Origin of the sequence: Vibrio sp. 10N.261.55.F4, assembly GCF_041470465.1 — a bacterium.
Classification (GTDB): domain Bacteria; phylum Pseudomonadota; class Gammaproteobacteria; order Enterobacterales; family Vibrionaceae; genus Vibrio; species Vibrio crassostreae_C.
In genome coordinates this window covers 275104-298542 of the sequence record NZ_JBFRMM010000004.1, presented here as the reverse complement: position 1 = coordinate 298542, position 23439 = coordinate 275104, and the positions used below count along the sequence as shown (strand labels likewise).

Annotated in this window: 19 protein-coding genes and 1 riboswitch; of the genes, 14 read left to right on the top strand and 5 right to left on the bottom strand. The window is 44.1% G+C overall.

The window, feature by feature from the left end; all coding sequences use genetic code 11:
- Positions 1-25 precede the first annotated feature (25 nt).
- Positions 26-1393, bottom strand: a complete 1368-nt coding sequence (lysC, locus tag AB4249_RS04885) for a lysine-sensitive aspartokinase 3 (RefSeq protein WP_372102415.1) — start codon at positions 1391-1393, stop codon at positions 26-28.
- Positions 1394-1501: 108 nt separating this feature from the next.
- A riboswitch (Lysine riboswitch) is annotated at positions 1502-1679 on the bottom strand.
- A 176-nt stretch (positions 1680-1855) separates the two neighbouring features.
- Between lysC and AB4249_RS04880 the strand changes: the two genes are divergently transcribed.
- Entirely contained in the window at positions 1856-2995 is a 1140-nt protein-coding gene (locus AB4249_RS04880; protein ID WP_017061337.1) for an alanine--glyoxylate aminotransferase family protein, read from the top strand.
- Between the two features lie 112 nt (positions 2996-3107).
- On the opposite strand, the gene AB4249_RS04875 is transcribed toward AB4249_RS04880, so the two are convergent.
- The 4 genes from AB4249_RS04875 to AB4249_RS04860 all read right to left on the bottom strand — a co-directional run bounded on the left by AB4249_RS04875 (position 3108) and on the right by AB4249_RS04860 (position 9626).
- Positions 3108-4871 (bottom strand): PglL family O-oligosaccharyltransferase, encoded by a 1764-nt coding sequence (locus tag AB4249_RS04875; protein ID WP_017061338.1) that lies wholly within the window; start codon positions 4869-4871, stop codon positions 3108-3110.
- A gap of 96 nt (positions 4872-4967) precedes the next feature.
- Positions 4968-7799, bottom strand: a complete 2832-nt coding sequence (gene uvrA / locus AB4249_RS04870; RefSeq protein ID WP_017061339.1) for an excinuclease ABC subunit UvrA — start codon at positions 7797-7799, stop codon at positions 4968-4970.
- A 149-nt stretch (positions 7800-7948) separates the two neighbouring features.
- Complete coding sequence (gene galU / locus AB4249_RS04865; protein WP_017061340.1) at positions 7949-8821, bottom strand: UTP--glucose-1-phosphate uridylyltransferase GalU; 873 nt, start codon at positions 8819-8821, stop codon at positions 7949-7951.
- Between the two features lie 157 nt (positions 8822-8978).
- Positions 8979-9626 (bottom strand): LuxR C-terminal-related transcriptional regulator, encoded by a 648-nt coding sequence (locus tag AB4249_RS04860; protein WP_029235092.1) that lies wholly within the window; start codon positions 9624-9626, stop codon positions 8979-8981.
- Positions 9627-9904: 278 nt separating this feature from the next.
- Between AB4249_RS04860 and AB4249_RS04855 the strand changes: the two genes are divergently transcribed.
- The 13 genes from AB4249_RS04855 (at position 9905) to AB4249_RS04795 (ending at position 23368) form a co-directional block, all read left to right on the top strand.
- The gene (locus tag AB4249_RS04855) at positions 9905-10456 is read left to right on the top strand and encodes a single-stranded DNA-binding protein (RefSeq protein ID WP_017062970.1); all 552 of its coding nucleotides are present in this window, start codon (positions 9905-9907) and stop codon (positions 10454-10456) included.
- 161 nt (positions 10457-10617) lie between these two features.
- Positions 10618-12633 (top strand): RNase E specificity factor CsrD, encoded by a 2016-nt coding sequence (gene csrD, locus AB4249_RS04850; RefSeq protein WP_017062969.1) that lies wholly within the window; start codon positions 10618-10620, stop codon positions 12631-12633.
- A 2-nt stretch (positions 12634-12635) separates the two neighbouring features.
- Positions 12636-14078 carry an MSHA biogenesis protein MshI gene (locus AB4249_RS04845; RefSeq protein WP_017065934.1) on the top strand — a complete coding sequence of 481 codons (1443 nt, stop codon included), beginning with the start codon at positions 12636-12638 and terminating at the stop codon, positions 14076-14078.
- Positions 14078-14725 (top strand): type 4a pilus biogenesis protein PilO, encoded by a 648-nt coding sequence (pilO, locus tag AB4249_RS04840; protein WP_017061345.1) that lies wholly within the window; start codon positions 14078-14080, stop codon positions 14723-14725. The genes AB4249_RS04845 and pilO overlap by 1 nt, the downstream gene beginning before the upstream one ends.
- Positions 14718-15050 (top strand): hypothetical protein, encoded by a 333-nt coding sequence (locus AB4249_RS04835; RefSeq protein WP_017061346.1) that lies wholly within the window; start codon positions 14718-14720, stop codon positions 15048-15050. The genes pilO and AB4249_RS04835 overlap by 8 nt, the downstream gene beginning before the upstream one ends.
- A gap of 15 nt (positions 15051-15065) precedes the next feature.
- Positions 15066-16703, top strand: coding sequence for a pilus (MSHA type) biogenesis protein MshL (mshL, locus tag AB4249_RS04830; RefSeq protein WP_372102413.1), 1638 nt, complete (start codon positions 15066-15068; stop codon positions 16701-16703).
- Positions 16704-16756: 53 nt separating this feature from the next.
- Positions 16757-17596 carry an ExeA family protein gene (locus AB4249_RS04825; protein ID WP_017061348.1) on the top strand — a complete coding sequence of 280 codons (840 nt, stop codon included), beginning with the start codon at positions 16757-16759 and terminating at the stop codon, positions 17594-17596.
- Positions 17597-17598: 2 nt separating this feature from the next.
- Complete coding sequence (locus tag AB4249_RS04820) at positions 17599-18774, top strand: tetratricopeptide repeat protein (protein WP_372102411.1); 1176 nt, start codon at positions 17599-17601, stop codon at positions 18772-18774.
- Positions 18764-20488, top strand: coding sequence for a GspE/PulE family protein (locus tag AB4249_RS04815; RefSeq protein ID WP_017061350.1), 1725 nt, complete (start codon positions 18764-18766; stop codon positions 20486-20488). The genes AB4249_RS04820 and AB4249_RS04815 overlap by 11 nt, the downstream gene beginning before the upstream one ends.
- A 12-nt stretch (positions 20489-20500) precedes the next feature.
- The gene (locus tag AB4249_RS04810) at positions 20501-21724 is read left to right on the top strand and encodes a type II secretion system F family protein (protein ID WP_017061351.1); all 1224 of its coding nucleotides are present in this window, start codon (positions 20501-20503) and stop codon (positions 21722-21724) included.
- Positions 21725-21727: 3 nt separating this feature from the next.
- The gene (locus tag AB4249_RS04805; protein ID WP_136982203.1) at positions 21728-22183 is read left to right on the top strand and encodes an MSHA biogenesis protein MshF; all 456 of its coding nucleotides are present in this window, start codon (positions 21728-21730) and stop codon (positions 22181-22183) included.
- Positions 22184-22262: 79 nt separating this feature from the next.
- Entirely contained in the window at positions 22263-22838 is a 576-nt protein-coding gene (locus AB4249_RS04800; protein WP_048618134.1) for a prepilin-type N-terminal cleavage/methylation domain-containing protein, read from the top strand.
- A gap of 35 nt (positions 22839-22873) precedes the next feature.
- Positions 22874-23368, top strand: coding sequence for a type II secretion system protein (locus AB4249_RS04795; RefSeq protein ID WP_372102409.1), 495 nt, complete (start codon positions 22874-22876; stop codon positions 23366-23368).
- Positions 23369-23439 lie beyond the last annotated feature (71 nt).

The window sequence follows — 23439 nt, the reverse complement described above, 5'->3', positions numbered from 1 at the left end:
TAAAACCAATTAATTAACCATCGCCTTATTCAAATAACTCTTGGTGAAGTTTTTGGATCGCCAACTTAGAAACAGATGCATCTAGCAAGAAGCACAAGTTGTGTGGGCTTGCTCCGTAACAAATCATACGTAGATTGAAATCTTCCAGAGTGCCAAACACCTGCTTTGCATAGCCTTTATTTTCACTCATGTTGTTGCCAATAAGCGCAACAAGGCATAGGTCGTGTTCAATATCTACAGAACACAACTCTTCAAGCTCCAGTCGAGCAGCTTCTGGTAACTCAGGAGCACCACCTGATGTGTCTGTTTGATCGAGAGTCAGTGAGACACTGATCTCTGAAGTCGTGATGAGATCGACTGAGATCTTATGTTTAGCAAGGATCTCGAATACCTTCGCCAAAAAGCCGTAAGCATGGAACATGTTTGCACTGCGAAGCGTAACCATCGTTTGGTTGCAACGAAGAGCAAGTGCTCTGAATAATGGTGAGCTTTCAACTTCTTGGCGAATCCAAGTTCCACCTAACTCTGGTGCTTTAGAAGAGCCGACAAATACCGGGATTTGGTGGCGCAATGCAGGTACTAGAGTTGAAGGGTGCAGTATCTTTGCACCAAAGTTTGCCATTTCCGATGCTTCGCTAAAACTGATCTCTGGAATAGGAGATGCTTTCGGTGCGATGCGTGGATCTGTCGTGTAAATACCCGGAACATCTGTCCAGATTTCCAACCCCATTGCCTGTACTGATTCGGCGATCAGCGCGGCGGAATAATCGCTGCCACCACGGCCTAAAGTCGTGGTGTTACCTTCGCTATCTGCACCGATAAAACCTTGAGTAACCACAACTTGCTGTTGGCAAAGTGGTATAAGCTTCTCTTTTGCTAGGGCTGAAATATCTTCAAGTTGTGGTTCTGCTTTACCAAAATCACCATTAGTGCGCATCACTTCTCTGATATCAAAACGAACGGCTGGTGTACCTCGTTCACGAATAATCTGAGCCAAAATGTGTGTCGACATCAACTCGCCACATGCGACAAGGTGATCCGTCAGTTTAGTACTTGTTTGGAATGATGCGGCCTCTGCAGCGCTCGCAATGTCATCAAGAATGCTGTGGACTTCTTTTTCGATGCTGATTGGATCTGCGAGTTGGTCAAGAATTGCGTTGTGAATGTCCGCTAATTGCGCCATTAGTTCCTGACGACGAGCTTTGTCTTGAACACCATTTGCTAGTTCAACCAGCAAGTTAGTGACACCAGAGCATGCACTACTCACGACCAGTTTCGTGTTTGAGTTGTTTTCAATAATGGCAGCACAACGGCTCATTGCTTCAAAGTTGGCAACACTTGTTCCACCAAACTTAGCGACATTAAAAGAACCAGCTACATTAGATGCACTCACGATATATCTCCCACGACTTCCTAAAATAAAATTACGGTTGGGTAATCCAACGTCCGATGTTTTTCGAAGAGAGTTTTAGAGCAAAAAGAGAGGAATTATTAGAATAGTAACCTCAGAAGCTCTTCACCATATAGAAATGGCGACAGTTGACGGGATTCAGCCCGCTCAACCGATAATAAAGGTCCTGCATCCTTTTATTATCTCGGCACTGCTCCCCATAAATGTTTTGTATTGGAAATGCGGTTCCACAAAACATCTGCCTGGGCAGTGCTCCTCTTCTGCTAGATAGCCGTTTCATTGAACGTTTTTGTGGTAACAATGTCAATCCGTAACTTGAGATAATTGAAAAATAATTTTAACAATTATGTGACAGTGGTTTGACCTCAATACTTATGGCTAATTGCTGAGGTAATCAATTTGCTTTAGGGTGGATTGTTCACAACATTAACGTAAGGGATGTACATGTCTAATTTACCACTCACTACTGCTATCGATAGCTTTTATCCACCACACCGAACGTTAATGGGACCTGGTCCTTCAGATATCTCACCTCAAGTGTTACAGGCTTTGAGCCGTCCAACCATAGGTCACTTAGATCCGCTGTTTATTGCGATGATGGATGAGCTTAAACAGCTTCTTAAATACGCTTTTCAGACTGAAAACGAATTTACGATTGCCGTTTCTGCACCGGGCAGTGCGGGTATGGAGACCTGTTTTGTTAACTTGATTGAGCCTGGTGAAAAGGTGATTGTTTGTCGTAACGGTGTCTTCGGTGAGCGTATGCGAGAAAACGTGGTGCGTTGTGGTGGCGAAGCGATCCTTGTTGATGACGAATGGGGCAAGCCCGTTTCAGTTGAAAAGGTAGAACAAGCATTGGCAGAAAACCCCGATGCCGTTGCTGTTGCATTTGTGCATGCAGAGACATCAACCGGAGCGTTATCTGATGCTCAAGCTATCTCTGCTGTCGCTCGTCAGTTTGATGCGTTAACGATTGTTGATGCAGTGACATCATTAGGTGGTGTGCCATTGCTGGTTGATGAGTGGCAGCTTGATGCGGTTTATTCTGGCAGCCAAAAGTGTCTGTCTTGTGTGCCAGGGCTATCTCCAGTGACTTTCTCTCAGCGTGCGGTTGATAAAATGAAAGCCCGTAAAGCACCAGTGCAAAGCTGGTTTTTGGATCAAAGTTTAGTATTAGGTTACTGGAGTGGAGAAGGTAAGCGTAGCTACCACCATACCGCACCCGTGAACAGCCTTTATGCTCTGCATGAGTCGCTGGTTTTGTTGAAAAATGAAGGCTTAGATAATGCGTGGTCTCGTCATCATGCGATGCACCAAGAGCTTAAAGAAGGCGTAGAAGCTCTAGGGTTAAAGTTTGTGGTTGATGAAGAGAGCCGCCTGCCGCAGCTTAATGCACTTTATTTCCCAGAAGGAATTGATGAGGCTAAGATAAGAACGCAGCTTTTAGAAGAATATAATCTTGAAATCGGTGCTGGGCTTGGCTCTTTGGCTGGTAAGGCATGGCGTATCGGCCTAATGGGTTACGGTGCTCGTAAAGAGAATGTCGCGTTGTGCCTAAAAGCGCTAAAAGATGTTTTGAAGTAGCTGCATGAACTGAAATTAAAAAGAAAAGCGCACGAGAGATCGTGCGCTTTTTTGTATCTACCCCAAGCTCCTACTGCCTACTAAGTGAAGCTTGCGTTGCGAATTCTTAACATTATTCTGCAGACGAAACGTTATCTTCTGCTTGTGACACTTTCTTATACTGAACCTTTGAAAAGTCTCTGTTAGGGAATAAAAAGTTCGCTTCGCTACGAATTTGCTCTGCTTTACTTTCTTCTCCTAGGCCTTGATACGCCAGAATCAGATTGCTGTAGAAAGCCGGTCTTGGTTTGCTCTTAATGATCTCCAGTGACCAATCGATGTAAGGCTGTATAAGGCTCGGGTCGGCTTTGTAGAGGCCGATATTAAGGTAAGTGCTGTATATATCCCAATCGTAGCGATCTTTCCACACCACTGGGTTCGTTACCTGCTTAAGAATGTCCGGATTTTTCGGCTTAGACAGTTCAAACTTAGTCAGTACATAGTTGGTGTGCAGGGCGCTCAACATATAAAAACTGACCAAAATAGGGAGCACTAAGCTCAACACTCTAAATAGGGTCTTGCTGATGATACTGAACGACTGTTGATAATGTCGGGAAGAGCGCTGATCTACCCAGTAAATCAATATAATGAATGTTATCCAGTGAATCGCCGAGTGGTAAAAAGGATACTCAAGTTGGGAGTGCAACAGGATCGGGATAAATAACGCGAGCAGGGCTAGACGTGTTCCCTTTGCTGAACTTGTTATGCGTGACATCACCAATATTGCAGCAATCAAGATTCCGATGATTGGTACAATCCCCCCTTCAACTCCCCAAAACAGGAACTCATTGTGCGGGTGATCCATTGAAGGAAGACCTGGATGATAGTTCGAGTTGAGTTGATGTTGGCGAGCTGTATATAGCGTGTATTCAGACTCAAATTTCCCGTAACCATAACCTGTAAATGGCTTTTCGATCATCATATCTAAAGCTTGCGGGAACGTATAAGCGCGCGGGCTTTCTAGGTTCGCTTTCTTGCTAGCGAGGCTATCAGTCGCACTTAGGCTGATCACCGAAAAAGCGACGACGACACCGACGAGCACTGATGCGCACCATCCGTAGAAGCGTTTCTTGGTCGAGAACTTGTATAGATAGGGCAGAATGCAGATAAACCCAATGACAGCGGCCAACCATCCGGTACGTGATGCAATGATGATCAGCAAGGGCACGGTTAAGGTTGGAGTTAAATACAGTAGGAATGATTCGCTGATCTTATGGTTATATTTAGCCGGCTGCCTTGCTAAAAGGTAAGCGGACAGCACAAAACCAGTAGCAAGAAAGCTTGCCATTACATTCGGTTGTTGAAATATCCCATATGGTCGGTTTGCAGCAGTGTTGTAGCCAAATAGGTTGCCAGGTTCTAATAAGAAATATTGCACATAGCCAAATAGTGCTTGTATAACAACAGCAAGTACAATGAACCACAACATACGTTGCTTGTGTTTATTGCTGAACTTAAATTGCTGCAGCACCACAAATAAGGCAAAGCCCGCCCACAATCCAAGCAAGCGTCCTGACGCTCCTTGAGGTGCAGCATTGCTGTATAAAATGGGTAGCGTGAGTATGATGCAGCTAATCAACAAGCCAATTGTTAATTTGGAATACTTGAGTACTCGATTGGTCGCGAGTTGGTAAAAGCCAATCGCTAGCGTGAAGCTTAGCGCTAGCCAAGTGGTAGGGTTAAAGGATAGAGCAAGGCCCGAACCACCAGGATTCGGCATAAAAAAATGCATAGCTAACAAGAATACAACAGCTAAAGAAGCCAGAAATGCTTTGTTGAGTGGTAGCTGAGTGACCTGATTTTCTAGCTGAGTACCGCTAGTGTGTATTGTTGCCATAAATCCCTAACCTTATAAAAACAGAGCTTGTTCCTTCTGAAACAAGCTCTGTTACTTTAACATTTTTCTGTCTGCCCGCAGGGCGCTATTTTACACCTACTTCAAATTTAACATAGGCTTAAGGAAGCGAGCAGTGTGTGAACCTTCGACTAACGCCACATCTTCAGGTGTACCCTCTGCAACAATCTCACCACCACCTTGCCCACCTTCTGGGCCAAGATCTAGGATCCAGTCTGCTGTTTTAACGACATCTAGGTTGTGCTCAATCACGACAACTGTATTACCGTGATCACGCAGTCTATGTAATACCGTCAGTAGCTGCTGGATATCGTGGAAATGAAGGCCTGTTGTTGGCTCATCGAGAATGTATAAGGTTTTTCCCGTGTCTCGTTTAGACAGTTCACGCGCTAATTTAACACGCTGAGCTTCACCACCAGATAAGGTTGTAGCTGCTTGCCCTAAGCGAATGTAAGAGAGGCCAACGTCCATTAAAGTTTGCAGTTTACGAGCGATAACAGGTACCGGGTTGAAGTATTCACGAGCATCTTCCACAGTCATCTCTAGAACTTCGTCAATGGTTTTACCTTTGTAGCGGACCTCTAGAGTCTCACGGTTATAGCGCTTACCTTTACACACATCACAAGGCACATACACATCGGGTAAGAAGTGCATCTCTACCTTGATTACGCCATCTCCCTGACAAGCCTCACAACGACCACCACGAACGTTAAAGCTGAATCGACCTGGCTTGTAACCACGAGAACGTGATTCCTGAGTGCCCGCGAATAGTTCACGAATAGGGGTGAAAATCCCTGTGTAGGTCGCAGGGTTTGATCTTGGTGTACGACCGATAGGGCTTTGATCTATGTCGATTACCTTATCAAAATGTTCTAACCCTTTAATCTTTTTGTGCTTTGCTGGAACTGCAGTCGTGGCACCGTTTAATTGAGTGTGGGCGACTTTAAAGAAGGTATCGTTGATAAGCGTTGATTTACCCGAACCTGATACGCCCGTAATACAACTGAACAAGCCAACAGGAATTGTCGCGGTCACATTCTTTAGGTTGTTCCCCGTTGCGCCAACGATCTCGACGACCTTTTTCTTGTCGATAGGCGTTCTCTTTTCAGGCACTGCAATTTCTTTAGCACCGCTCAGGTATTGGCCTGTCAAAGAGTTCGGGTTTTCGATGATGTCTTGCATGGTACCTTCTGCCACCACGTGACCACCGTGCACCCCTGCTCCTGGACCGATATCGATAACATGGTCAGCACAACGAATTGCATCTTCGTCATGTTCCACAACAAGTACCGTATTACCTAAGTCTCTCAGGTGAATTAAGGTTTGCAATAGACGTTCATTATCGCGCTGGTGGAGACCAATTGATGGCTCATCAAGTACATACATAACGCCAACTAAACCGGCACCGATTTGGCTCGCCAAACGAATACGTTGCGCCTCACCACCAGACAGCGTTTCAGCACTGCGTGATAGGTTAAGGTAGTTCAAACCAACGTTGACTAAGAAATGCAGACGATCATTGATCTCTTTCATCACTTTATCTGCGATCTGCCCACGTTGACCGTCTAGCTTCAATTCTTGGAAAAATTGTAGTGCGTCAGCAATGCTAAGTTCAACTATTTCCGGAAGTGTTGTATCACCAATGAAAACATTGCGAGCTTCTAGTCTCAGGCGAGTGCCATCACAGCTAGAACACGACTTGGTTGAGATGTATTTGGCAAGGTCTTCACGCACTGCGCTCGATTCAGTATCACGGTAACGGCGCTCCAAGGTATTTAAAATGCCCTCAAATGGATGACGCTTAACCCGAATATCACCTCGGTCATTGATGTACTTGAATTCCACTTCAGTACGACCTGATCCTTTTAGAATGATCTCTTGAGTCTTTTTCGGTAGAGAATTAAATGGCGCATACAGATCAAAACCATAATGTTCTGACAGCGACGTTAGCATTTGGAAATAGTAGTAGTTCTTTTGATCCCAACCTTTTATCGCACCTTCAGCAATGCTTAGGTTCTCATCTAAAATCACTCGGCTTGGATCAAAATACTGTTGAACACCAAGACCATCACACGTACCACATGCTCCTGCCGGGTTATTAAATGAGAACAGGCGAGGCTCAAGCTCTTGCATGCTGTAACCACATTTAGGACAAGCGAAGTTAGCAGAGAATACGATCTCTTCTTGATCCGTTTCGTCCATCCAGCCGACGACAGCGATACCGCCAGAGAGCTCTAATGTGGTCTCGAATGACTCGGCTAAACGCTGTTGAAGATCAGGACGAACCTTGAATCTGTCTACCACAACTTCAATGGTGTGCTTCTTATGAAGTTCAAGTGCTGGTGGATCGGATAGATCACAGGTTTCACCATCAATTCGGGCTCGGATAAAGCCTTGCGCAGCTAAGTTTTCCAGTGTTTTAACATGCTCACCTTTGCGCTCTTTGACAATCGGTGCCATCAACATCATCTTTGAGCCTTCAGGCAGTTCTAAGACCTTATCGACCATTTGACTGATGGTTTGTGCTGCTAGAGGGATGTTGTGGTCTGGACAGCGAGGTTCGCCTACTCGCGCATACAATAATCTGAGGTAATCATAGACTTCGGTAATGGTACCGACGGTTGAGCGAGGGTTATGTGAAGTCGATTTTTGTTCTATTGAGATAGCTGGAGACAGACCTTCAATATGGTCGACATCAGGCTTTTCCATAAGAGATAGAAATTGACGAGCGTAAGCAGACAGAGATTCAACATAACGACGCTGACCTTCTGCGTAGAGTGTGTCAAACGCAAGTGACGACTTTCCTGAACCCGATAATCCGGTGATGACAGTCAGTTTGTCACGTGGAATGGTTAGGTTGACGTCTTTGAGGTTATGCGTACGAGCGCCTCTAATTTCTATTTTATCCATCTCAATAGACCATGTAATTTTAAGTGGCTAAAGTATTACATAGAGTGAGATTTGTGCAAAGTTTTACTGGATAAAAAAACAGTAAACAAAAAGGGCGACTCAAAGAGTCGCCCTTTCTAAAATCAGTAACGTTAGTGATTAACCAGTCGTTATGCTTCTTTCTTGGTCGAGTGTTTACCTAGCTCGATTTGCTGCTGGTCTTTCTTGTATAGGTTTTCGAAGCAGTAGTTTGTTGCTTCGATATAGCCTTCAACACTACCACAGTCAAAACGTTGGCCTTTAAATTTGTAAGCCAATACACAGCCTGCTTTTGCCTGTTTTAGCAATGCATCAGTGATCTGGATTTCGCCGCCTTTACCTGGTTCTGTCTGCTCGATTAATTCAAAGATATCTGGAGTCAGAATATAACGACCAATGATCGCTAGGTTGCTTGGTGCTGTACCTTGCTCTGGCTTCTCTACCATGTCATCAACTCGGAAAAGGTCATCTTTGATCATTTCGCCAGAGATAACACCGTACTTGTGAGTCTCTTCTTCTGGAACTTCTTGTACAGCAACAATAGAACAGCGGAACTGTTTGTATAGCGCAACCATCTGAGCTAGCACGCCTTGTTGCTCGTTCACACAAAGGTCATCAGCAAGTACTACTGCGAACGGTTCATCGCCTACAAGTTCGCGACCCGTTAAAATAGCATGGCCAAGGCCTTTCATCTCACGTTGACGAATGTAGGTGAAGTTTGCCGCTTCAATCGTTTCACGGATATTAACCAATAGGTCTTCTTTATTGGTGCCGCTAATCTGGTGCTCAAGCTCGTAGTTTTTATCAAAGTGATCCATGATCGAGTGCTTACCACGTCCAGTAACGATGCACATTCCATCCATACCAGCTTCGATAGCTTCCTCTACACCGTATTCAATCAGAGGTTTGTTTACTACAGGCATCATTTCTTTAGGCATTGACTTGGTTGCAGGTAAAAAACGTGTACCGTAGCCAGCTGCCGGGAAAAGGCACTTTTTGATCATGATAAGACCCTTTATCTATAATAATTATTGATTCAACCTGAGTGGTTGATATTTCTGAGGGCAACTCTAGCATAAGTTATGTCGAAAATTCAGCAACAATAGCCATGGTTTACTAGAGCTTCCCTCAAAATTATCGTCAGACTAAGAGGTGGGTCGATTATGCAAGCAGGTTCTGGTTTGCCCATGCTATCGCTTGAACTCTATTTTTTACCGCAAGCTTACGGAATATTTGATAGAGGTGAGATTTAACCGTGAACTCACTAATAAACAAGTCATCGGCGATTTGTGTGTTTGAAGACCCGGATTGAAGACAGCGAATCACCTGGATCTCACGAATGGTTAAATCAACATTGGTTGGTGTGGTGTTGGTATTGACCATATTGCGATAATAAAACAACAGTTGATTGGTTACCTTCCTTGGCAGCCAGTTATCGCCATCAATGACTTCTTGAAGACCACGAGCAATCTTGTCCTTTTGTTCAGTGTTGTAAAAGAGTCCTTTTAGTACCCCATAGGTAAGAAGCTCTGAGGTTGGAAGTTGCTGGGGGACATTGAATAAAATGATTTCGTGATTTTTCCACATAACAGTCAGGTTAGGACAAATAATCAGTAGTTGTGGTACCTCTCTGTAATCGACGAGCAAGATCCGGTTACTCCGCTTTCTATCAACTAGCATTAATTCGTCGGGTGTCATTTTGTAGAGAACAATAGATAAATGCTTTTCTATCTCTTTTACATGTAGATAGGTATCGTTTGGGTCGATGCACAGAAAGTGTAAAGTGCGAGCGTATCTTGATTTTCTCATTGAAACGTCCTGTTTGAGTGGGATTAGATTCCACGTTGTCATGCAGGCTTTAGCTTCTCTAGCGCCTTGATAGTGACTTGCGTTGAATATCAATTATCAAAGTAAATGAGTGGTTTGTAAGTGGAGAAAAAAGCAACATCGCTCTGAATATCATGATTTGTTACGTTTTTATTCTTTGTAGTGAGGAGAGAATAGGAATGCGATTTATCACTGCAGAAAAGCATGCTATTCTTGTGCGCTAAAATTTTCTGAGACTATGAATTTAGACGGAGCAAATCATGGCTAGCCGTGGAGTTAACAAAGTTATATTAGTGGGTAACCTAGGTAATGACCCTGAAATTCGTTACATGCCAAATGGCGGCGCAGTAGCGAACATTACCATTGCAACGTCAGAGTCATGGCGTGATAAAGCAACTGGCGAGCAGCGTGAAAAAACAGAATGGCACCGTGTTGCTCTGTTTGGCAAGCTTGCGGAAGTTGCTGGTGAGTACCTACGTAAAGGTTCTCAAGTTTACATTGAAGGTCAACTTCAAACTCGTAAATGGCAAGATCAAAGCGGTCAAGATCGCTACACAACTGAAGTGGTTGTTCAAGGCTTCAATGGTGTAATGCAAATGCTTGGCGGCCGTGCTCAAGGTGGTGCTCCTGCTCAAGGTGGCATGGGTAACAACCAACAGCAAGGTGGTTGGGGTCAGCCACAGCAGCCACAGCAACAACAATACAGTGCTCCCGCTCAACAGCAGCCAAAAGCACCTCAACAAGCTCCTCAGCAGGCTCAACCTCAATATAATGAGCCGCCAATGGATTTTGATGATGACATCCCATTTTGATCCCTGTTTTTAATATATTATAAAGACAGTATTAAATTGGAAAAAGCCGCGTTCATCGCGGCTTTTTGTTACCTACAATTCTTAACGCTTTATTTACAACGTCAATTTATAGTATAAGTAGCAATACGGTATAATGTGAGTTGAAAAGGATTTCGTTATTCATGAGATATACCCCGACACTAAAATTGAGCACTCGATTGGTCGCATTTGTCACCGTGATAGTGATCAGCGCGATGTTCATTCTTTTTATTGGTGGCACACTTTCCTTTAAGCGTATTGGACAGGAATATTTAGACCATTATTTGGTTGGCATTGTCGACGTTGTAGATAAAGAGATGGAAGACCCTGACGCCGCGTATTCAATGCAGCGTTGGATGCCTAAGATGTTGCAGGCGAGCAATATTGTTGAGATGAAACTCTCGAACAAGACCGGCATCGTTTATCGTTTCAAAGATACCTCCCCACAAATTGATCCCAATCGTCTTTATGAGAAAAGCTTCATTTTAGAGCGTAATGAAGGCTACCGAATCGAATTTAAAGCACTTCCTCCTTATATTGGCTACAACTACTCAATGGAAGCGATGTGGTCAATTACTTTGGCTGTCGCATTGGTTCTGTTCTGTCTTGCTCGCGGTGTTCGTTGGTTGAAAGAACAACTCATGGGTTCTGAAATCTTGGAAGAGCGAGGAAGAATGATCTTGGCCGGTCAGGTTGAAGCTCATGCAAAGGGAGATGAGCGAGAGTGGCCTTATACCGCAAGCGAAGCCTTAGATGTATTGATTGAAGAGCTACAAGATGCTCGTCAAGAACGAAGTCGCTTTGATACCTTTATTCGTACCCATACTTTCCTAGATAAACTCACGGGAACGGCAAACCGAGTTTTATTCGATAATAAGCTGGAATCGGCACTGCATGAAAGTGGTGCTCGAGGCGGTGTGTTACTGATACGTATCGACGAATGGGAGCAAGTTAGTGATGCTAACGATAAGCAAACCACAGACGGCTTTATTATTGAAGTCGGTGAAGTACTGTCGAATATCGTTCAACGCTATCCCGATGTCATTTTTTCTCGCTATTACGAAGCGGACTTTGCTGTATTTATCCCTCATCAGGGCGCAAAAGATATTGCGACCTTGGCTGCTCAGTGTTTAAGGCAGTTAGATAAGCTAACTCCGCCAGAGCCTTTAGAGTCGGATAACTGGTGTCATATTGGTGTGACCATGTATACCGAAGGTGAGCGTCATAGCCAGATCATGGATGAAACGGAAACGGCACTAAAGAGTGCTCAGTTAGAGCGTATTAATAACTGGAGCCGTTACCCGAAAGAGAATAAGAATGAGCTTGATAGAGGCAGTGTTCGTTGGAGAACATTACTTGATAAAGCGCTGCTTCCTGAAAATTTAGTAATCTTTGCTCAGCGGTGTTATCTTATGCCAGAATCTGGTCAAGTTAATGAATTGCATAGAGAAATATTTACTAGAATTCAGGATCCTGACAAAGGTTTATTGAAATCGTCTCGATTTATGCCTGCGGTAGAGCAAGTGGGTTATCAAGCTCAAATGGACCAATCGGTTCTAAAGGTTGTGTTGAAATCGTTGAAAGAATCAACTCAACCTATCAACTATTCAGTGAATCTGAATGTTACCCCGTTTGCTAATAAACAGCACTTTAAGTGGTTTAGGAGTGAGTTGTTACAGCTCTCTGCTCAACACCGCTCTCAGCTTGCGTTTGAGTTTCCAGAAGGGCACTTGATTGCTCATCTTGATTATATGAGACCGGTGGCAAAGATGTTGCGAGGTTTAGGGTGTAAAGTTGTGGTTGGCCAAGCTGGGCGAACCATTGTTAGCACTCACTATATAAAGGATTTGAAGGTTAATTATATTAAGCTTCATCGAAGCCTAATAAAGAAAATCGACCAAAGGCATGAGAACCAACTGTTTGTTCGCAGCTTAATTGGGGCGTGTGGTGATTCTCCAACTCAAGTTATTGCCGTTGGAGTCGAGACAAAACAAGAAAAGAATACCTTGATAGAGTTAGGCATTAACGGCTATCAAGGGAGATATTTCGACGAAGAACAACAAATTATCCCTTTGCCTAATCAAGCAGAAAAGGCCGCGAAAGCGGAATCTGTTGTCAAAGTTGGACGAAGAAATCGATGGCGTAAGAGTAGTAGTTAAGAATGAATTTTAAAGCGATTTTAGACAAAATAAAGCCAACGAATAATAAAGGTAGCTCGCAAGTTGTCTTGCTGGGCAATGACGCCATTTATATTTCATCGACAGAACAAGATCCTCAAGTAGCCAGCATTCCAGTGGTTAATGGGGACTGGGAGAGTGCGCTAAAAAAATCGCTTAGCAGTGAGGCGTTTACCAGTAATAGCGTCCAACTGATTGTCTGTGCTAACTACTACCAAACCTACCAAATTGATAAACCGGACATTCCAGAGAGTGAATGGTCGGTAGCACTGCCTTTTTTACTCAAAGATCTTGTTTCAGAAAGAGTCACGGAAATTACTGCGAGTGCGGTCGCGTTACCAACGTCGAACAAGCTGCAAGTATATGTCCTGCCTAAAAAGCTGTTGGACAAGCTTTTGAATATCACTAATTCGGCTCAGGTTGAATTAATAGGTGTTGCTCCTGAAGATGAAATCTGGGGTTACAGTGCAGGCGAACTGTCTAATTTCATTCTTTTACAACGTAGCGTCAATTCACACTTTAAATTGGGTGCGTTTGTCGAAAATACCGTTTGTTTTCAAAGAACTATCCGCAGTGTTGTGCCACCTTTAACGGGTGTTGCGTCAAGTGCTCTGCAGTTAGATGGCCTCGCTTTAGAGCTTCAACGCTCGATTGATTACCTTTCTTCTCAAATTAAAGGCACCCAGCTTCACCAGCTTAAAATCTGTTGTGACGAAGAAGATGAAGCAGAGTTACAAAGTGCCTTAAACAGTACATTGAGCTCGACAGTTTCACTGTTGGTTGAAGGTGAGCGTGATAATTCAGAGAGTTTGTTGCTTAAACTTGCAGCTGAAAAAGAGACGTTTAAGGTCAATCTTTACCCTGAACACCTTAAGCCTAAAAAAGAATATTTTACGCTGACCAATGTTGTTGCGAGCTGGGGAGTAGTTTGTGTTTTGATGCTTGGTGGTTACTTCGCAATGCAGTATCAAGTTTCTAATCTAGATAAAGAGCTAACAGCCCTGCAACAAGACTCGAATCAACTTAACAAGCAAGTTAACCAATTGAATAGTAAGTTAACTCAGCATAAACCGTCTCCAGAGAAAGTCGCGGCGGTTGCGCGTCTCAAACGTGAGACTGAGGCTAAAAAAGAGGCTTTGAAGGCTGTTGGACAATACGACGAATCCCAACAAGTCGGGTATTCTGGCGTCATGAATTCCTTAGCTAAATTAGGCCGAAATGACATTTCTCTTTCGCACATCTACATGACCCACGATACTTTAGATCTTAGTGGCTTGGCTCGTAACGCAAATGTCGTTCCGAACTGGATTGGTCAGTTTAAAAGTGAGCTTAATTTAGTCGGACGCACTTTTGAAAAACTAAAAATTGGCCGTAATGATCAGGATGTGGTGACGTTTGAGCTAAGTACTCGTCGGGAGAGTAAATAATGCAGCAGTGGAACCAGCTGAGCGATAAGTTTCTTGCATTAAGTCAAAGAGAAAAATGGCTACTTTTTGTGTGTGGTTTTGTTGGCCTATCGATGTTGTTGTTCACCTTATTGGTTGAGCCTGCGTATCTCGATCTACAAGCTAAAAATGCCAAGGCGAGCAGCCTGACTCAATCGAATCAAAGGCAGCAAGGTGAGTTACTTGTTCTGCAAGCTCAGTTAAACAAAGACCCAGACAAAGAAATTAATCGAGAGTACAAAAAGCTGCTGGTGGAGAGCCAAGATCTCTCTCTTCAGCTTTCTCAGATTGTTGATGGATTAATCACACCTTCTCAAATGTCGCAGTTACTGGAGAGCGTTCTTAACGCCGGTAATGGACTAAAGCTTGAATCGCTAGAGTCATTAAAACCAGAAGCGATTTCGAACAATAAAGAGACCAGCGAATATTCAGGCTACTTTCTTCACCCTGTAAGAATGGAGCTAACCGGCAGTTACTTTGATATCTCAGCTTACCTTCAAGCACTTGAGTCTCTACCTGTGAGTTACTACTGGCGCACATTTGAATACTCAGTAGAAGAATATCCTAAAGCTCGACTGGTGTTCGAGGTTTACACATTAGGTACTAGACAGGAGTTTATCGGTGGTTAGAACTCTTTTGTTGTCCTTGCTATTTAGTAGCTCTTTTGTGTGGGCTGAGCAAGATCCCACGGCGCCATTAGGCTGGCTTTCACCTCAACAGAAAACGGCGCCTGCTAAGAAAGCACCAACTCGTTATCGCTTGCCTTCTTTAGAAAGCATCGTGTGTAAGGGAGATACGCCTTGCTATGCGATTATGAATGGTCAGATTCTCGGACAAGGGGAAACGATCAGAGGGTACCGAGTTAAGAACATAGATCCAGAATACGTCACTCTGCAGAGAAGCTCTAAGCAGTGGAAATTAGAGATGTTCTCTTTAGATGTTAAGAATAATTAAGGTTAGAGTGAAGACATGCGTAAACTTGTAGTAGCAATCCTAGTGTCATCTTTAGTCGGCTGTTCGATGGGGCATAGAGATCCTGTTGAGATTAAAGAGTCTTTAAACGAATCGATTAATGAAGCGAATAGCAGAGCGCTTCATGAGCTGCCTTCGTCGGTTCAAGATGACCTTATGCCTCAGCTTAATTCTGACTCGATGTCTCCGGGGATGGAAACGGTTAAGCGTTTTCGTATTCAGGCAAAAGGCGTTGAAGCGAGAACTTTTTTTGCCAGCTTAGTGAAAGGTACGGAATATAGTGCGGCTATTCACCCAAGTGTGTCTGGAAACCTTACGCTTAATCTAACGGACGTGACGTTAGATGAGGTACTGGCTGTTGCTCAAGATATGTATGGCTACGATATTGAAAAGCGTGGCAAAGTGATTCAAGTTTATCCTGCCGGTCTTCGCACCGTAACGATCCCTGTCGATTACTTACAAGTTAAGCGTTCTGGTCGCTCACTAACGACGATCACCACCGGCACGATCTCTAACTCAGATTCGAATTCATCGAGCTCTTCAAACTCGAACTCAAACTCGTCAAATTCATCTAACTCTTCTAATTCATCAAACTCGACATCGAATGGTGGTACAGAGATTGAAACGACCTCTGAAAGTGATTTTTGGCCACAGCTTGAAGCGGCGGTTGCTCACTTAATTGGCTCGGGCGATGGGCAAAGCGTTGTCGTGACCCCGCAAGCGAGTGTGATTACAGTGCGTGCTTACCCTGACGAAATTCGTGAGGTTCGAGAGTTCTTAGGTATTTCTCAAAAACGCCTGCAGCGTCAAGTTATCCTAGAAGCCAAAATCATGGAAGTAACCTTGAGTGATGGTTACCAACAAGGAATTAGCTGGTCGAATTTGTCTAAGTCGATTGGCAGCGGTGGCGTTGTAATTGATCGTCCGGCAAGTACTTTACCGCCGTTAGATGCAATCAGCTCTTTGTTAGGCGGACAAACTAACGTAACGATTTCAGATGGCAGCTTTGAAGCAGTTTTGAGCTTTATGGACACTCAAGGTGACCTTAATGTTCTATCGAGCCCGCGAGTCACGGCGGCAAATAACCAGAAAGCGGTTATTAAAGTGGGTACCGACGAATACTACGTAACAGATTTATCAAGTTCGGTTGGTAGTGGTGATGACGCGAATGTCGCACCTGAGGTTGAATTAACTCCGTTCTTCTCTGGTATCTCTTTAGATGTGACCCCTCAGATAGACGATAAAGGCAGTGTGTTCTTACATGTTCACCCAGCTGTTATTGAAGTAGAGGAAGAAGTGAAAGAGCTCAACCTAGGTTCCACTACGGGCTTGGTGCAACTTCCTTTGGCGAAAAGCTCTATTCGTGAGTCTGACTCAGTGATTCGAGCTCGAGATGGCGATGTGGTTGTTATTGGTGGTTTGATGAAATCCAACACCAGTGATGTGACCTCTAAAGTTCCATTCCTCGGTGATATTCCAGCCTTAGGTCATTTGTTCCGTAACACCAATCAGTTAACGCAAAAAACTGAACTCGTGATCTTGCTTAAGCCAACGATCGTGGGTGTGAATACTTGGCAAAATGAGTTGGAGCGTTCACGTGATCTTCTTCAGCAGTGGTTCCCTGATGAAGAGTAATTGCTTACTTTCTCAATATAGAGTGGCAGTGTCTCACTAAGCTAGGTCGTCGTATGTATCAAGCTCACTTTGGTTTTGAACAACTGCCATTTACCTTAACGCCGAATACCGATTTCTTCTATGGTTTAGCGCCTCATTTCGAAGCGATTCAGACGGTAATCTCGGCGTTGGAAATGGGCGAGGGCGTGATTAAGGTGACCGGAGAGGTAGGCACTGGAAAAACCATGGTTTGCCGGATGTTGGTCAATCACCTACATGACTGTACAGCTCTGATCTACTTACCAAACCCTGTGTTATCAGGGGCAGACTTGCGCCAGGCGGTTGCAACAGAGCTTGGTTTAGCTGTCGATAATGAAGCAACCTTGGTTGATAACATTCAGCATAAGCTCATTGAATTGCACAATTCTGGTTTAAGAGTGGTGGCTATTCTTGATGAAGCTCAGGCTCTATCGGATGAAGCGCTCGAAACATTAAGGTTGTTTGGTAACCTTGAAACGGAAGATAAAAAACTGCTGCAGATTGTTCTATTAGGTCAGCCAGAATTGGATGCTCGATTAGAGGCTTATCACCTAAGGCAGTTTCGCCAAAGAATCACATTTAGTTCGACACTGAGACCGCTGAATCTCGATGAAACGGTGGCTTATATTGATAATCGAATCGCTAAATCTGGTGGCAGTCCTGAGTTATTCAGCTTGAATCAAAAAAAGGCGATCTGTCGTTCGTCGTTAGGTATCCCTAGATTGATAAACCAACTTTGCCATAAGGCTCTATTGCTTTCGTTCAGTGAAGATAAGAAAAGTATCGACAACCAACATCTTTTTTCAGCTATGCATGAAACGTACGATGTGTGTAAGCCTAAATTTAAAACGCCAATACTGTGGGGTTGGAATTAATTATGAGCGTCATTAACAACGCCTTGTCTGAATTGGCAAAGAAAAAGTCAGCGACTTCGATTGAAGCGGCAGTCGTACCTAAAGTAAAAACGCGTTCCCCCCTAGTTTGGGTTGTTGCAGGTTTTACGTTGAGCTTAGCGATGGGCGGTTGGGCGATATCGCAAGGCCCTGTGATTGATCAGTCTATTGTTGAGCAGTCAATCTCAACTCGAGATTTACAGGTTCAAGTCTCTGTCGTTGATGATTCAAATGGCATCCAGGAAGCCGCTCAACCTATCTCATCGCCAACTAAGAAATTGGTGACACTAGACTCTGCGATCCTTTCAACAGAAAACACTGCGATGGCAAAAAGCGCTCAATCTAAGCCTAGTGTTTCCGAATCAGTTGTTATGTCTGCCCCAAAAGCGACAAAACAACAAACACCGGCTAAACCTCTAAGCACGCCTAAAACGATTAGGACTGACATCCCCCAACCAGTTTACGTTGCTAGTGTGGCCAAAAAAGATCCTGCGTCTATCTCTAATGAGCCTGTAGCCTCTGGTGATTCAGAAAATAGCGGAATGTTGATCGAACAGGTTGAGTTAACTCCGGAACAGCTATCTGTGAATGCACAAGGTCGAGCTCAGAAAGCGCTTGATGCGAACGATCTTACTGGTGCGTTGAAGGGCTACACTGAAGCTCTACGCTACACGCCACGAAATGAAGATGTCCGTCAGAAACTTGCGATTCTCTATTTTGGTAAAGGCGATACTCGCAAAGCCTATGAGCTTTATCAGTCTGGAATTAAGCTCAACATCAACAGTGAAAAATTGCGATTAGGGTTATCTAAACTGCTGGTTAAAGCGAATCAATCAGAAGCGGCGCTGAGCCCTTTAGTACACATGCCTCCGCATCCAACTCAAGAGTATCTAGCAATGCGTGCGGCGTTGAGCCAAAAATCACAGCAAGAAGAAATCGCACTCGAGAGTTATCAAAAGTTGGTTGAAGTCGATTCAGATAACGCTCGCTGGTGGTTGGGCTTAGCGATTCAGCAAGAACGCCAGTTAGACTTCGCTGCAGCAAAACAATCATATCAAGGTGCGTTGACTAGAGTCGGTATCTCATCTCAATCACAAAGCTTTGTGCGTGACCGGTTAAAAATACTCAATGCTTTAGAGGAGAGCGGCGATGCAAATTAGATTAAGAAAAAGACTTGGTGATTTGCTTGTCGAAGAAGGCATTATCACTGAGGCTCAAGTTGAACAAGCACTGGCCGCTCAGAAAAGTACTGGGCGTAAGCTGGGTGATGCGCTAATTGAGCTTGGCTTCTTGTCAGAACAGCAAATGCTGAGCTTTTTGTCGCAGCAGTTAGCGATTCCTCTTATTGATTTAAGCCGAGCCGTTGTCGATGTTGAAGCAGTACAGCTTTTACCCGAAGTACATGCTCGTCGCCTTCGTGCATTGGTTATTGGACGCCAAGGTGACACTTTGCGTGTTGCAATGAGTGACCCTGCGGATCTGTTTGCCCAAGAGTCTTTACTTGGTCAGCTCGGCGATTACGCGCTTGAATTCGTTGTTGCTCAAGAAAGGCAATTGGTTGATGGCTTCGATCGCTATTATCGAAGAACCAAAGAGATTGCCTCGTTTGCTGAGCAACTTCACGCTGAACACCAAGTTAATGATGCTTTTGATTTCGATATCGCTGAAGAAGACAGTGATGAAGTTACCGTCGTTAAGCTGATCAACTCACTATTTGAAGATGCTATTCAGGTTGGCGCTTCGGATATTCATATCGAGCCAGATTCAAACGTATTGCGTCTTCGTCAGCGTATTGATGGCGTACTGCATGAAACATTGCTGAATGAAGTGAATATCGCTTCTGCACTTGTACTGCGCTTGAAGCTGATGGCAAACCTCGATATCTCAGAGAAACGTCTTCCTCAAGATGGTCGCTTTAATATCCGAGCTAAAGGTCAGTCGGTTGATATTCGTATGTCGACCATGCCAGTACAGCACGGTGAATCAGTGGTTATGCGTCTTCTTAACCAGTCAGCAGGCCTACGTAAACTAGAAGAGTCGGGCATACCGAGTGATCTGTTGGTTCGTCTGCGTCAACAATTGCGCCGTCCACATGGCATGATTTTGGTTACAGGCCCAACCGGCTCAGGTAAAACAACAACCTTATACGGCGCGTTAAGTGAGTTAAACGAACCGGGTAAAAAGATCATTACTGCGGAAGACCCGGTGGAATACCGCCTACCTCGTGTGAATCAAGTTCAGGTAAACCCTAAGATCAATCTCGATTTCTCTACTATCTTGAGAACCTTTCTACGTCAGGATCCCGATATTATTCTTATCGGTGAGATGCGTGACCACGAAACCGTTGAGATAGGCTTGAGAGCTGCACTGACCGGCCACTTAGTATTAAGTACGTTACATACCAATGATGCGGTAGACAGCGCGTTGCGTATGATGGATATGGGTGCTCCGGGTTACTTGGTCGCGAGCGCTGTTCGAGCAGTAGTCGCACAGCGATTAGTTCGTAAAGTGTGTACAGATTGTAAGGTTGAAGATGAGTTAGATGAACCTCGCAAGCAATGGCTGAGCGTCCGTTTCCCTAACCAAGTAGGTGTGCCGTTTATGAAAGGCCGTGGTTGCCAGAACTGTAACTTAACCGGTTACCGCGGGCGAATTGGTGTATTTGAAATGTTGGAGCTAGAGCAAAACATGATGGATGCACTGAGAGCTAATGATGCGGTAGGTTTTGCTCAAAAGGCGAGACAGTCTGAAAACTATAAACCGTTATTGGCTTCTGCGATGGAATTGGCTCTGCAAGGTGTCGTGAGTCTTGATGAGATAATGCATCTTGGCGAAGGTGATGCGTCCGGTGCCACTGACCCAATTTATCTGTAGGGGTAGAATGATATGCCAACGTATCGTTATGTAGGTCGCAGCTCTGATGGTAGTCAAGTAAGTGGGCAATTAGACGCGAATAACGAAGATCTTGCTGCTGAAAGCTTGATGAGTAAAGGGATCATTCCAACCTCTATCAAACTGGGCAAAAGTGGTGGTTCAGTCTTAGATATGGATGTATCGAGTCTGTTCTTTCCGAGTGTACCGTTAGAGGTGTTGGTTCTGTTTTGTCGACAGTTATACAGCCTAACCAAAGCGGGTGTACCACTATTAAGATCGATGAAAGGCCTCACTCAAAACTGCGAAAATAAGCAGCTGAAAGCCGCCTTGGAAGAGGTGGTTGCTGAGCTAACTAATGGTCGCGGCTTAGCGGCGTCAATGCAGATGCACCCAAAGGTATTCAGTCCGTTGTTTGTCTCGATGATTGGCGTTGGTGAAAACACAGGCCGTCTAGATCAGGCTTTACTGCAATTAGCTGGATATTACGAACAAGAAGTTGAGACTCGCAAACGAATTAAGACTGCGATGCGTTACCCAACATTCGTGATCAGTTTTATCTTGATTGCAATGTTCATTCTTAACATCAAGGTTATTCCACAGTTCTCAAGCATGTTTGCGCGCTTTGGTGTCGACTTGCCGCTGCCTACTCGTATCTTGATTGGTATGTCTGAGTTCTTTGTGAATTACTGGGGCTTAATGCTTGGAGTGATCTTTGGTCTTATCTTCGCTTTTAAAGCTTGGGTGAAGACAGACAAAGGCTTGGAAAAGTGGGATCGATTACGCTTAAAAATGCCGGTCATTGGCGGGGTAGTGAATCGAGCACTGTTGTCACGCTTCTCGCGTACTTTTGCTTTGATGCTTAAAGCGGGTGTTCCACTGAACCAGTCGCTAGCGCTTTCGGCGGAAGCTTTAGATAACCGTTTTCTAGAGTTGCGAGTTCAAGCCATGAAATCGGCCATTGAAGCCGGTAGTACGGTTTCGTCGACCGCGATTAACAGCGAAATTTTCACACCGCTCGTGATACAAATGATCTCCGTCGGTGAAGAGACGGGTCGTATTGATGAGCTATTACTTGAAGTGGCTGATTTTTATGACCGCGAAGTCGATTACGATCTGAAAACCTTAACCGCCAGAATTGAACCCATTTTGTTAACCATCGTTGCAGGCATGGTGCTGATTTTGGCGCTAGGTATCTTCTTGCCGATGTGGGGAATGTTGGATGCGATCAAAGGCTAGTGAATGCTAAATAACCTACAACGCTCACGTTTTGTTATTTGGACAGTGGTTATTCTTTTTCTTATTGTCGGTGTGCTTTCGGCATTCAAAACGGTAGAAGAAGAAGCGACTAACACGGCATTTATCGTCGCGAGCAAGCGGATTTTAGAGCAAGCCAATTTGTTCAAACAGCAGTATTTGTTATCGGGTGCTGGGCAAGAAGAAGGCTCGGAACCCCCAAAGATCTACAGCAGAACTGGGTGGGTAATGCCTATCCAAGGTACGGAGCGAGACTGTAATTATTGGCTGGATCAATTATATCCTCAAGGGAGCATTTTAGGGCTAAGCTCTCCAAGAGTTGAAGATAAAAGTGACAACAGACACTTTCACTGTAGTTATCATTATGCTGATAAATATCAGGTAGATATATTGCTTGAAAGAGAAAGGTTTAGTGTAAAAGCCAATATTTTGGCTTTGTGAAAATATTGACAGTTTTAGTATGGTTTTATACGTGCGCGAATGTATAATGCGCGTTAATAATTAGATGAGTAGGTAGAAAATGCTTAAGAATCAAAAGGGTTTCTCCCTTGTCGAATTAGTGATAGTGATCGTAGTTGTTGGTTTATTGGCGGTCGCTGCGTTGCCTCGTTTTCTTGATGTGACGGATGAAGCCAAGAAATCCAGTATTGAAGGTGTCGCTGGTGGCTTTGCAACGGCTGTTTTGTCAGCAAGAGCACAATGGGAAGCGGAAGCAAGGCCGTCAGAGAAGATAGGTGTTGAAACATACAATACTGTAAACTATGATGGTGTTGATTTTTGGTTAACAAGATCAAAAAACAGTAACAACGTCGAGACCGACTTTCGTGATGGCTATCCGTGGACTCTGAACAATAATTCGAGCACTGCTCCACAAGATATTTCAGATGAAACATGTTCTGAGTTGATGGAAAACTTGCTGCAAAATCCACCTAAAGTAGGTGCGGTTTCAGATGTCGCTAATGACTCAAATTACAAATATTCAGCGCAAGCGAATTCAGGTGATGCAACCTGTACTTACGTTCAATTAGAAGGTAGTACAGAACATGAATTTGTTTACGAAATTAAAACTGGTCGTGTGACCGTAACTTTGCAGTAAGTCTGCGTAAAATTAAACATAGAGAGAGCTAAACTATGAAAAGACAAGGCGGTTTCACCCTAATCGAACTAGTGGTTGTAATTGTTATTCTAGGTATTCTTGCTGTAACTGCGGCACCACGCTTCCTAAACCTGCAAGATGATGCGAAAAACTCGACACTACAAGGCTTACGTGGTGCGATTTCTGGTGCAATGGGAATTTCTTATGGTAAGGCTGCAATTGAAGGTATTGAAGCTCAGCAATATGTTGCGGCAAGTGCAGCAGATACGACTATCGATGATATTGCTCATTCTTTCGGTTACCCTATTGCAACTTCGGCTGGTATTGGATCTACGATTGATCAATCTGGTGAGTTTGTAGAATTAAGCTCTACAGGTACTGTAGGTACTGATGCTACGTTGGTATATGGTATTCAAAATTTCACGGGAAGCTGTGTAAGATACTCAGAAGCTACGGCTGCCGATGCTCCTGCTACAGCTGCTATTGTGGTTCCTGGTGAAGATAACGAACCAAATACTGCGTGTGACTAATTAGTATTCATTGTTTTAGGCCAGCTCCTGCTGGCCTTTTTTCTATCTAAAGCTAATAAATATCAAAACTA